This is a genomic window from Salegentibacter echinorum (genome assembly GCF_900129445.1).
GTDB classification, from domain to species: Bacteria; Bacteroidota; Bacteroidia; order Flavobacteriales; family Flavobacteriaceae; genus Salegentibacter; species Salegentibacter echinorum.
Window position 1 is genome coordinate 141,947 of the sequence record NZ_FQVT01000003.1, and the last position, 13,175, is coordinate 155,121.

The following is a 13,175-nucleotide window of genomic DNA, read 5'->3' on the forward strand; positions in this document are numbered from 1 at the left end:
AGTACACATTGCTCACAGCTTTATCCATAAAAAACTACGCCTTAATTGAAGATATTAATATTAAACTTCAAGAGGGTTTTACTATTATTACCGGGGAAACCGGTGCCGGAAAATCAATTATGCTGGGCGCCCTGGGGTTGCTTTTGGGAAATCGTGCCGATTATGGAAGTATTCGCGACACTGCTAGAAAGTGTGTGATAGAAGGTAATTTTAATATTAGTAATTATCATTTAAAAGATTTTTTTGCTGCGGAAGATCTGGATTATGAGGAAACCACGATTATTCGTCGGGAGATCTTAGCTTCCGGGAAATCACGGGCATTTGTGAATGATACTCCGGTGAAACTAGGATCGCTCAATAGATTAGGGCAATACCTTATCGATATTCACAGCCAGCACGAAACACTTTCCCTGGGGAATAACGACTATCAATTTCAGGTGATAGATACCATTGCCAAGAGTGATAGTTTGCTTCTGGAATATAAAACAGAATTAAAAGCTTATAAAGATTTAAAAAAGCGCCTGTCTAACCTTAAAGAAGAACAGGCCCAGGCGACCAAAGAATACGATTACAACCTTTTTTTGCTTAACGAACTGGAAGAAGCAAAACTCAAAGAAGGCATGCAGGAAGACCTGGAAACGCGCTATGAAGAGTTGAGCAATGTAGAAGAGCTCACCGAAAACCTAAGTGCAACTTTAAATGCTTTAGAACAGGAAGAGATAGGAAGCTTAGAGAGCTTAAAGCAGGCGCGAACCTCGCTGGCTAAAATTTCGCAATTGGCTTCAAATTACGAGAATTTTCACGAGCGTATTGAAAGCGTGATTATAGAATTGGACGATCTTTCTGCTGAAGTTGCCAATGCCTTAGAAAAAGTAGAAGCCAATCCCGAAGAGTTAGAAGCTATCAACGAAAAGCTTCAGCTAATTTACAATTTGCAGAAAAAACATTCCGCAGAAAATATTTCAGCATTGCTAAGGATTCAGGAAGAACTTCAAGAGAAAGTTTCTGTGAGTGAAAATGCCGAAAATGCCCTGGCAGAGCTGGAAGCCGGTATTGTAAAACAGGAAACAAAATTGAATACGGTTGCTAAGAAATTACATAGCAGTCGAAAATCAATTATTCCGGCTTTTATCAAAGAAGCAGAAAATTTGCTATCTGATTTGGGAATGCCCAATGCTAAATTAAAAATAGAACTTAAGGAAGCTCCTAACTTCCTGGCCAATGGACGGGATGAATTATTCTGGTATTTGGCAGCGAATAAGGGTGGCGATTTTAAAGAGATTAAAAAAGCGGCTTCCGGGGGAGAACTTTCCAGGATTATGCTAGCGGTAAAAAGTATTTTGGCAGCCCAAAGTAAATTACCTACCATTATTTTTGATGAAATTGACACCGGGGTATCGGGGGATATTGCACAAAAAATGGCGGGAATTTTACAGCGCATGGGGAATGCCATGCAGGTAATTGCCATTACCCATTTACCGCAAATTGCCGGAAAAGGTAACAGTCATTTTAAAATTTTTAAAGAGGACTCGGCAAGTCATACTACCACAAAAATTATAGAATTAGCGGAAAATGAACGAGTAGAAGAACTCGCGATGATGCTAGGCGGAAAGAACATAGGAGATTCGGCTTTGGCACACGCCCGGGCCTTGCTCGAATAATACTATGGCCTGAAGGTATTTTTGCTATCTTTACGGCCTTAACAATTAATCAAAAACCTTGGAGAGAGGCTACAAGCTTAGAGTAAGACAGAAATTTTATAGTTTCCAAACATGCTTTGAGTGCGCTAATCTTTGATGAGGAATAAAAATTAGAGACCATGTCATATAACCTGTTAAAAGGAAAAAAAGGAATTATTTTTGGCGCATTAGATGAGAATTCTATCGCCTGGAAAACTGCCGAACGTGTAAAAGAAGAGGGCGGGGAGTTTGTACTCACCAACGCGCCAATTGCCATGCGAATGGGAAGCATTCAGGAGTTGGCCAAAAAAACCAATTCTGAAATCATTCCTGCCGATGCTACAAAAATAGATGACCTGGAAAATTTGGTAGAGAAATCTATGGAGATTTTAGGTGGCAAAATCGATTTTGTGCTCCACGCTATCGGGATGTCTGTAAATGTGCGAAAAGGAAAACACTACACCGAGCAGAATTATGACTTTACCCAAAAAGGTTGGGATATTTCTGCCGTTTCTTTTCACAAAACCATGCAGGTATTGTACAAAAAAGAGGCGATGAACGAATGGGGCAGCATCGTAGCCCTTAGTTATATGGCAGCACAGCGCGTGTTTCCAGATTATAATGATATGGCCGATAATAAGGCATTTTTGGAATCTATAGCGCGTAGCTTTGGTTATTTCTTCGGAAAAGATCATAAGGTAAGGGTGAATACTATTTCTCAATCGCCAACGCCAACTACCGCGGGACAGGGAGTAAAAGGCTTTGATGGGTTTATCGCTTATGCCGATAAAATGTCGCCGCTGGGTAATGCAAGTGCTTTAGAATGTGCTGATTACACAGTGAGTTTATTTTCAGACTTAACTAAAAAAGTTACTTTACAAAACCTTTTTCACGATGGTGGATTCTCCAACATGGGGGTTAGCCTGGAAGTAATGAATTCTTTTATAAAAGGACAGGAAGAACAATAAATAAGCATTTATTTGCCCGTCTGTTTAAGCAGACGGGTTTTTTTAGCTCTATAAATTCGACGCTTATGTTTTATTGAAATAAACGAGCGTTAAACCTTCAATGTAAACAATAGAAATTCAAACTTTAGCGATGCCATGGATTTGGAATATTCTTTTGTAATTCCGGTTTTTAACCGGCCCGGGGAAGTTAGAGAGTTATTGCAAAGTATGTCGCGTTTGCAATTCTCAAAGCCATTTGAAGTTGTAATTGTAGAAGACGGTTCCAGTATTCGGGCTAAAGAAGTGATTTCTGCATTTGAGGATAAGCTTCAGATTAGTTATTATTTTAAGGAAAATTCAGGGCCTGGAAATTCCCGAAATTTCGGAATGCAAAAAGCAAAAGGAAACTACTTTCTTATCCTGGATTCAGATGTTTTGTTGCCCGAAGATTATTTACAGCAGGTAGATGATTACTTGCAACATAATTACCTGGATTGTTTTGGTGGCCCAGATGCGTCTCATCCATCTTTTAGTAAGACGCAAAAAGCCATAGACTATACCATGACTTCTTTTTTAACCACGGGAGGAATAAGAGGTAAAAAAGCTTCGGTGGGGGATTTTCAACCAAGAAGTTTCAATATGGGGATTTCTAAAGAAGCTTTTGAAGCTTCCGGCGGATTTGGAAAAATTCATCCCGGGGAAGACCCCGATCTTTCACTGCGTTTAAAGGCACAGGGGTTTAAATTAGGACTTATTTCAGAAGCAGTCGTCTTTCATAAACGTCGCATAGATTGGGGTAAGTTTTATACCCAGGTTAGAAAATTTGGTTTGGTAAGGCCTATTTTAAATAGCTGGCATCCCGGCTCTGCAAAAATCACCTATTGGTTTCCTTCGGTCTTCTCGCTGGGATTTCTTTTAGCCATCCTGTTATTAAGGTTTGGTTTTTGGGGTTTATTTGATTTATATATCTTATATTTTGTGATTATTGGAATAGATGCGGGTATTAAAAATAAAAGCCTGAAAATTGGGTTCCTGGCGATTTATGCTACCCTGGTGCAATTTTTTGGTTATGGTTATGGTTTTTTAGTAAGTGTATGGGAAATACAAATTTTAAAGAAAGATCCCGAGCAGGAGTTTCCAAAATTATTCTTTAAATAATGTTTAGTAATATTAGGTTTAAACGTCCCAAAATTAAAAGATCCAGCTTAAAAACATTTAGTTTTTTTCTGCTGTTTTCTTCCATTATATGGTTTTTAGTACAAATCTCTAAAGAATACACCCAGGTAATCCAGATACCTATTAAGTATGAAAATAAACCATTAGATAAAAGCCTTAGTGAAGAAAAACCAAAGCATTTGGCATTGCGAATCGCCGATAAAGGTTTTACAATATGGTATTATAAAATTATACGTCCCCAGGTAATTATAGATCTTGGTAAAGCCAAAGAAAAAGACGGTACCCTGGTTTATAATTTTGAAATTAACAGGGAGCTTTTAGAGGAACAGGTAGATATAGACCTGGAGAATGCTACCTTTCTGGAAGAAGAAGTGGTTGTAAAATTTCAGCCTAAGGCAAAGACATATGTAAAATTACAGCCGCAGTTCTCGCTAAACTATGCTATTGGTTATTCTGCAACCGAGCCTGTAACGCTTAAGCCAGATTCTGTGATGGTGAGCGGTCCCCAGGATATCATAGATACCTTAAAATCTATAAATACCGTAAAAAAGAAGATTAACAATATAAACAGCAATATCAACGGGAAGATTAAAATTGATACTACCGGCCTGGGAATGCTCGGTTTTTATCAAAATGAGGTTTTCTATTCGCAAAAAGTAGAAAAATTTACCGAAGGAAAAGTAGAGGTGCCGGTGGAGATTCTTAATTTACCTGACGGGGTGGATATGACGATTTTTCCTAAAGAAGTACTAATTTACTTTCAAGTGAATTTAGAACAGTATGAGATGGTAAAAGCTTCAGATTTTAGGGTTGTTGTAGATTATAATGTAGTGGACTCGGGTGAGGATTATATGATTGCTAATATTTCAAAGAAACCAAAATTTGTAAATAATTTGCGCATTAATGAGCGTAAAATTCAATTTGTGATAAAGAAATGATGGTAGTAGGACTTACCGGTGGTATTGGAAGTGGGAAAACCAGCATTTCTAAATTTTTTAAGGAGCTGGGGATTCCGGTTTATATTGCCGATGATGCCGGGAAACGACTTATGGAAACTTCAGTAGAAATTAAAGCTGAAATAATTAAGCTCCTGGGCGATAAAGCTTATCAAAATAACCGGCCTAACAGGAAATATATAGCGGGCCTTGTTTTTAAGGATGCTGAAAAACTGAATGCTCTTAACGAGATAATCCATCCTGCAGTAGCTACTGATTTCGATTCCTGGAAAGTAAAACAAACAGCGGCTTATGTAATTTATGAAGCGGCTATTTTATTTGAAACCAAAGGTGCTAAAAATTGTGACTTTACAATTTTGGTTACTGCCAATAAAGAAGAGCGTATTACTCGTTTGCAAAAACGAGATAAAAGTACCAGGGAGGAAATTGAAGCCCGAATGGCCAAACAATGGCCCGATGAAAAAAAACGAAAACTGGCCGATTTTGAAATAGAAAATCACGATTTGCGTCTTGCCAAAGTACAGGTTATCGAATTACATGAGAATCTCTTAAAACAAGTTGAAAATTAGCAGAAGTTTTGTTAACATTTGGTTAAACGCTTGAAGCCCTAAATGTTAAAATCTTACTTTTGGTGACATGAAAAAGAAGCTTTTTTTACTTCTCGTAATTCTGATGAGTCTTTCCCTTATCGGTATTATTTTCGTACAGGGATACTGGATTAAAAGTACTGTAGATGATAAAGAGGCTCAATTTACCTACGATGTAAAACAGGTATTGTTAAAGGTAGCCGACAGGATACAAAACCAGGAGATTGAAAACTATTGGATTAAATTTAAAGATGCCGATAGTACCAATAGCCGGCTGAAATCTGCTACGCTTACCGAATATTCTTATATCAATGAGAATAAATTACGCAATCAAACCCTTTTTCACTCCGACGCTATTTTAGAAGAAGATTATAAAATCTCTTCCGGTTTTATCGAGTCTGCCCGGGATAGTATTCCTTTTACCAAGCTCATTAACAAAAAGGTCACCAATATAATTACCAATAGAAAGGATATTGACGGTGTTAATCGTAGCTCCGAGCAGCAAATTCAACGAATCATTAGAATGGATGAGTATGAAAAAAATCTGCTTCGGGAATCTATTGCCGGTCATACCAGTAAGTTGCCATTACATCAAAGGGTAAGCGGGAAGGAAATAAAAAGACTACTGGAGCGGGAGATGGAAAAGCGCGATATAAAATCGGAATTTGAATTTGGTGTTTACAGCAACGGTATTTCTACCAATTTGCACAGTGATAATTTTTCGATAAGTCAATCGGCCACTTATAGCGTGCCTTTGTTTGCAGACGGGATGGGCAACAGTAACTACCAACTGCTGGTTAATTTTACTGAAAAAAAGAAAGTTGTTTTATCTTCTATAGTGCTTATGGCCGCATTATCTATAATATTCACATTAATTATAGTGATCGCCTATTCCAGCGCACTTTCACAGTTGATAAAACAGCGGCAAATCTCCCAAATAAAGACCGATTTTATCAATAATATGACGCACGAGTTTAAGACTCCCATAGCAACGATAAACCTGGCTTTAGATGCGATTAAAAATCCGAAGATATCGCAGGATGAAGAAAAAAAGAAGCGGTATCTTAAAATGATAAGAGACGAGAATAAGCGTATGCACGCCCAGGTGGAAAACGTTTTGAGAATTTCAAAATTAGAAAAGAACGAATTAGATCTTAGAAAAGAGCGGTTACAGCTGCACGAACTGGTAGAAGATGCCATTACACACATAGAGCTTATTGTAGAGGATCGTGGCGGTTATGTACAAACCCATTTTGGGGCCTTAAGATCTTCGGTATTGGCCAATGAAGACCACTTTACCAATGTAGTGGTGAACATGCTGGATAACGCGGTTAAATATTCAGAAGAAGCACCAAAAATTGATATTTATACCGAAAACGTAAAGAATTATATCATTTTAAAAATACGCGACCAGGGCTCTGGAATGACCAAGCTGGCGCAAAAGAAAATATTTGATAAATTTTATCGCGAACATACCGGTGATATCCATAACGTAAAGGGTCATGGCTTAGGTTTGGCCTATGCGAAACGGATTATAGACGACCATCACGGGCAGGTATCGGTAGAAAGCGAAAAAGGAAAAGGAAGCACATTTATAATTAAATTACCACTAATATCTTAATATATGGAAACTGAAGACAAGAAAATTTTGTTAGTAGAAGACGATCCAAATTTTGGAACGGTCTTAAAAGATTATTTGGCGATGAACGACTATGAAGTAACCCACGCCAAAAATGGAATGGAAGGTTTTGAAAAGTTTAAAAAAGACGATTTCGACCTTTGTATCCTGGATGTAATGATGCCGTACAAAGACGGTTTTACCCTTGCGAAAGAGATAAGGGAGAAAAATGAAGAAATTCCTATCATCTTTTTAACCGCGAAGGCGATGAAAGAAGATGTATTAAAAGGTTATAAAGTAGGAGCAGACGATTACTTAAACAAGCCTTTTGACAGTGAAGTATTGCTTATGAAGATCAAGGCCATTATGCAGCGTAAAGCGACAGACAGCGTGGCAGATTCTAAGCAATTTGAATTTATAATTGGAGATTTCCACCTAAACTCTAAATTAAGGTTTTTAACCTTTAGGGAAGAAGAGCCACAAAAGCTGTCTCCAAAAGAGAATGAATTACTGCGTTTATTGGCTTTACATGAAAATGATCTAATGCCAAGGGAACTGGCGTTAACCAAGATTTGGAGGGACGATAACTATTTCACTTCCAGAAGTATGGATGTTTATATCGCCAAATTGCGTAAATACCTTAAGAAAGACGAGAATGTTGAAATCCTTAACATTCACGGCGAAGGCTTTAGGCTAGTGATTAAAAACAAAGAAAATGCCGATGCTTAGCATAAGGTGATTTTCAGTTTCCGGGAATAATGAGAATGTCCCAAATAAGTTTGCTGAACAGGTAAGTTTTAAGCTGCCAATATTTTAGGCTGAAAGAAAACCTACTGGAAGGCAAGGTATGTATTGCGCTGTAAGAAAAGCAGGACATTCTCATTAATTTCTCCCCGGAATTTTCACAAAACTTACCCTGGCGCAACCTGAAGTGCTGTGATTCTGCGTTTTAAAATTACGGAAAACCGTATAATTAACGTTAATTTTAAAACTTTCTCACTACAAGTTTTATCTTTGCCGTTGGATACCCCAAAATCCAACGATGAATAAGTATCATTCTTTACCTACAGGACCTAACTTTCGGTACCTTCCGAAGGGCTTATATCCCCTGCTTTTTATTTTCTTTTTTTTGTTGAAAAGTGGAGTGGGGTTTGGGCAAGAAAACTGTATAATTACCAGCACAGCAACTGACCCTACGGAAACGAGCCCTATCCCTCTTAACATGAAGTTTGAAGGCTCAATAAATCGTCAGTTGGATGAAGATGATTTTATAGTATCTAATGGAAATATTGGAAATTTTGAAAGGGGAGTTCCTGAGTTTACGAAAAGTAGAGAAGATATTGAAATTGAAAATTTTCAAGTGGAAGGGAGTGCTTTTGAAATTTTCATAAAGGGGATTTCTGAATTTTTAGCGGAGGAATTTGGTGATGCAGTAATTTCTATAGCACATTACACAAAGGATAATCTTTTTTATTTATCATATAGCAATGGAGTGAAATCTCTAAACTTAGTTACGGAAAATAAACAATCTACTTCTATAACTGGTGATGATTTGAACTCACCCTTAGATATAGAAGCAAGCCTTTCTGGAGTTGATCAACGTTTATACTTGGCAGACAAGAATAAACAACAGGTTAATGTTTATAACAATGCTACTGTGAAATTGGATGATTTCAAGGTTCCTAATTATGATTCAAGTAATGATGTTGGGCCAACTGGTATAGTGACGGATGATGATGGAAACATTTATGTTACTGTAGCATTTACTCCTGACGGTACTTATGATGTGGAATATGATAAAGTCGCCGTATATAAACCGGGTAATTATAACAACCCTACAGTTATCCCAGCTGATAATTCCGGACTTCAATTAGATAGACCATATCGAATTGCCGTAGATAAAAATGGAAGGATTTACATAGCAGATGGTGGAGGTTCAACTCCTAATGGAAGAGTTTTGGTTTTTGATGAAAACTATAATCACATTCATACTATAGAGGGGACTCAAGATAAGATAGGAGCACCTGGTAGTATTATAGTAGATGATTTTGGGTACATCTATATAATTGATTATCAAAACGACATCACTTTTAATGGAATTTTTCAAAACCCCGAGGATTTATTAGGGGAGTACGATAAGATAATCTCTACAAGTTATTCTGTAAATGTTTATGACTCCAATGCTAATTTCGAATATGTAACCGAATTTAATCAGGGATTAAATTTACCTATCGATTTGGAAATTGATTACTGCGGTAACATTCTTGTCAATAATCTGAAGTTATCTGGTCCAGCTCCAGAAGTGCTTACAGGGATTGATATAAACTTTGATTTCCAACTTAAAACGTTTACTCGTCACGATAATTTTACCGCAGAAGTTACTCCCAATGGAGAAGGATTAGTGGAAGTATCTTTAAATCCTGAAAATGAGTTTTTTCCTTGTGATCCACAGCCGGAATGTAGTTTTTCTATTGAGTATAAAACTGAAGCTGCACCAGATCCAACTTTCGATTGTCCGATAGAAAGTGAGATAGATCCCTTGTTTTATGGAAATAATTGTTCAGTTTCTGTTCCAGACTATGAAATCTCAAATCCTCAACATTTTGAATCTGATCCATTTTTAGTCCAAACCTATACTGAAAATGAGAATTCAGTAAGCGTGCTTCTGAAAGTTTACGATGGCGAAAATGGAGATTTGGTAGATGAATGTAATTTTGAGGTTGATTTGATAGATAATAAAGCTCCGGTTATTTCAGATTGTCCGCCAGAAAACATTCAATACACAATTCAAGAAGGGGAAACTCATATTTTAGACGATTACACCGATCAGATTTCAGTAAATGACAATTGTGATAGCAATCCCACAATTGTTCAGGACCCTCCGGCCGGCACAGAAATTACCGCAGATCAGTCGGTAACGCTAATCGTAACCGATGAAGCCGATAATGAAACTGAATGTAATTTTAAGGTTGAGATTACTGAGGTAGCTGTACCAGATCCAACTTTCGATTGTCCGGTAGAAAACAATTTGGATACTATTTACTATGATGATAACTGTTCGTATAATGTCCCTAAATATAAAATTTCCAATCCACAGCATTTCGATCCAGAGCCATATTTAATCCAGTCCCATACCGAAAATGGAGATTCTGTAAGCGTGACCATAAAAGTTTATAATGGCGAAGGTGGGGAATTGGTGGATATATGTGATTTTGAGGTTGCTTTGGAAGATAACCAAGCTCCTGTAATTTCAGGCTGCCCGCCTGAAAACATTCAATTTACGATCCAGGAAGGGGAAACTCATATTTTAGACGATTACACCGGTCAAATTTCAGTAAATGACAATTGTGATAGCAATCCTTCAATTGTTCAGGATCCTCCTGCCGGCACAGAAATTACTGCAGATCGATTGGTAACGTTTACTGTAACCGATAAAGCTGGTAATGAAACTGAATGTAATTTTATGGTTGAGATTACTGAAGAAGAACCCAATACCGCACCGGTAGCCGCGGATAATACTTATAGTATAGATCAGAATGAGGTTTTGACAATTCCCGCACCTGGAATTTTACAAAACGATACCGATTCGGAAGACGATAATTTAACTGCGAGCCTCGTTACCAATGTTTCCAACGGAACCTTAACTTTCAATGCAGACGGTTCTTTTACCTACACTCCAAATACCGGTTTTATCGGCTCTGATTCGTTCACTTACAAAGCCAATGATGGAGAACTCGATTCAAATATAGCCACGGTTACCATCAATGTAAACAGTATTACTGCGCCTAATACCGCACCGGTAGCCGCGGATAATACTTACAGTATAGATCAGAATGAGGTTTTGACAATTCCCGCACCTGGAATTTTACAAAACGATACCGATTCCGAGGAGGATAATTTAACAGCTAGTCTGGATTCTGATGTTTCCAATGGAACCTTAACTTTCAATGCAGACGGTTCTTTTACCTACATTCCAAATTCCGACTTTAAGGGTCAGGATTCGTTCACTTATAGAGCAAACGATGGAAAACTCTATTCAAACATAGCCACGGTTACCATCACGGTAAACAGTACTACTGCACCCAATACCGCTCCGGTAGCCGTGGATAATACTTACAGTATAGATCAGAATGAGGTTTTGACAATTCCCGCACCTGGAATTTTACAAAACGATACCGATTCCGAGGAGGATAATTTAACAGCTAGTCTGGATTCTGATGTTTCCAATGGAACCTTAACTTTAAATGCTGATGGTTCTTTTACTTACGAGCCAGATTTGGGTTATACCGGTCAGGATTCATTCACTTATACCGCGAACGATGGTACCGACGATTCTAATGTGGCTACGGTTACCATCACGGTAAACAGTACTACTGCACCCAATACCGCTCCGGTCGCTGAAAATGACACTTATGCGGTAGATCAGGATGAGGTTCTGCCCATTTCATCACCGGGAATATTACAAAACGATACCGATGCCGATGGCGATAATTTAACGGCCAGCCTGGTTTCCGACGTTTCCAACGGAACGCTAATTTTAAATGCAGACGGTTCTTTTACTTACACTCCAAATTCTGGTTATGTCGGTCAGGATTCATTCACTTATACCGCGAACGATGGTACCGACGATTCTAATGTGGCTACGGTTACCATCACGGTAAACAGTACTACTGCACCCAATACCGCTCCGGTCGCTGAAAATGACACTTATGCGGTAGATCAGGATGAGGTTCTGCCCATTTCATCACCGGGAATATTACAAAATGATACCGATTCCGAGGGGGATAATTTAACGGCCAGCCTGGTTTCTGACGTTTTCAACGGAACGCTAACTTTCAATGCTGACGGTTCTTTTATCTATGAGCCATCTTCCGGCTTTACGGGTCAGGATTCGTTCACTTATAGAGCAAACGATGGAAAACTCGATTCAAACATAGCTACGGTTACAATTACTGTAACTAAAAACGACCCAGCCGCGCCAGAAATAAATTGTCTAAACCACGTAATATTCCTCGATAAAAACGGAAAAGCCAGTTTGGAACCAAAAACTATCTATAATGGAGATAGGGCTGATTTAGAGTTAAAATTGAGTCAAACAAATTTTGATTGCTCTAATTTAGGGTCAAATACAGTTACACTAATAGCTACAGACCCGGAAACCGGTTTGAGCAGTTTGTGTACAGCACATATTGAAGTTCTTGATGTCATTTCGCCCGAGGCCAGTTGCATTTCCGGTTATGTTTTAGAGCTTGGTGAAGACGGTACCGCAAGTTTAGCTGCGGCTGCAATAGACAATAATTCCACAGATAATTGTAGCATTGTTTCCCGATCTGTAAGTCGGCAGAATTTTACCAGGGATGATATTGGAGATGTTTCGGTTAGACTCACCGTGCGCGATGCAGCCGGGAATGAGGGGTCGTGTGAAAGTGTAATAAAAGTGATTGATAAACAAACTTCAGATTTTCAATGCAAAGAGAAAGTCAGCGTTTCCTTAAATGAGAATGGAAATGCCACACTTGCTGTAGAAGAGCTATATACCGGGGATGCAAGCGGAATTAATTTTGATAAAAATAATTATCAATTTAGCTGTGCAGATTTAGGTACGAAGACAATTCAGTTTAATTATTCAGGGAGAATTGAAGGAAGTTGTTCCATTAAAGTGGAAGTAAAAGATGAATTGGCGCCGACTATAAATACAAATTTGATTAACGCAAGCCTGGATGAGGACGGATTTTTCTATTTAGATGAAAACAGGGTTGAGGCGGAAGATAATTGTAATACACCACTTCAAATTACTTTGGAGAAAACGGTTTTCACCTGTGAAGATGTGGGGCAAAACTCAATTTTGGTAGAAGCTGAAGATGCTTCCGGCATCAAAACTTCAAAAGAAATTACGGTAATTGTAAGTGGCGCCCCCTGTGAGCCATCAATTGAATTCAACGATATTAGGATATCTCCAAACCCCTCTGCTGGAATTTTTAAGATTGGTACACCCACAGATATAAAGATAAACGAAGTTAAGGTTTTCGATTCCCGTGGTAGGTTTATAACGCAAAAGGATTACAACATGAATTTCCGTTTTTATAAATTAAACCTGGAAAGCCTTCAGGAGTCGGTTTATACACTACAAATTTTTACCAATAATGGAGAATTTGTAAAACGAATAATTATAAAACGCTAGTACATTTTCAAATTACCATATCTTCAAATTT

At 38.1% G+C, this 13,175-nt stretch carries 8 protein-coding genes; all 8 read left to right on the forward strand.

Going from position 1 to position 13,175, the window contains the following annotated elements; genetic code table 11:
- The first annotated feature begins 8 nt into the window (after window positions 1–8).
- The 8 genes from recN to BUA71_RS06720 all read left to right on the forward strand — a co-directional run bounded on the left by recN (window position 9) and on the right by BUA71_RS06720 (window position 13,144).
- Entirely contained in the window at window positions 9–1,661 is a 1,653-nt protein-coding gene (gene recN / locus BUA71_RS06685) for a DNA repair protein RecN (protein ID WP_072877976.1), read from the forward strand.
- Window positions 1,662–1,819: 158 nt separating this feature from the next.
- Window positions 1,820–2,647 carry an enoyl-ACP reductase FabI gene (locus tag BUA71_RS06690; protein ID WP_072877978.1) on the forward strand — a complete coding sequence of 276 codons (828 nt, stop codon included), beginning with the start codon at window positions 1,820–1,822 and terminating at the stop codon, window positions 2,645–2,647.
- A 135-nt stretch (window positions 2,648–2,782) separates the two neighbouring features.
- Window positions 2,783–3,784 carry a glycosyltransferase family 2 protein gene (locus BUA71_RS06695; RefSeq protein ID WP_072877980.1) on the forward strand — a complete coding sequence of 334 codons (1,002 nt, stop codon included), beginning with the start codon at window positions 2,783–2,785 and terminating at the stop codon, window positions 3,782–3,784.
- Entirely contained in the window at window positions 3,784–4,740 is a 957-nt protein-coding gene (locus tag BUA71_RS06700; protein WP_072877986.1) for a YbbR-like domain-containing protein, read from the forward strand. The genes BUA71_RS06695 and BUA71_RS06700 overlap by 1 nt, the downstream gene beginning before the upstream one ends.
- Window positions 4,737–5,327, forward strand: coding sequence for a dephospho-CoA kinase (coaE, locus tag BUA71_RS06705; protein ID WP_072877988.1), 591 nt, complete (start codon window positions 4,737–4,739; stop codon window positions 5,325–5,327). Before BUA71_RS06700 ends, coaE begins: the two co-directional genes overlap by 4 nt.
- 67 nt (window positions 5,328–5,394) lie before the next feature.
- A complete protein-coding gene (locus tag BUA71_RS06710; RefSeq protein ID WP_072877990.1) occupies window positions 5,395–6,966 on the forward strand; it encodes a sensor histidine kinase in 1,572 nt (523 codons plus the stop codon).
- Window positions 6,967–6,969: 3 nt separating this feature from the next.
- On the forward strand, window positions 6,970–7,692 hold the full coding sequence (locus tag BUA71_RS06715) for a response regulator transcription factor (protein WP_072877992.1): 723 nt from the start codon (window positions 6,970–6,972) through the stop codon (window positions 7,690–7,692).
- A 493-nt stretch (window positions 7,693–8,185) separates the two neighbouring features.
- Window positions 8,186–13,144, forward strand: coding sequence for an Ig-like domain-containing protein (locus tag BUA71_RS06720; RefSeq protein WP_175545939.1), 4,959 nt, complete (start codon window positions 8,186–8,188; stop codon window positions 13,142–13,144).
- Window positions 13,145–13,175: the final 31 nt, after the last annotated feature.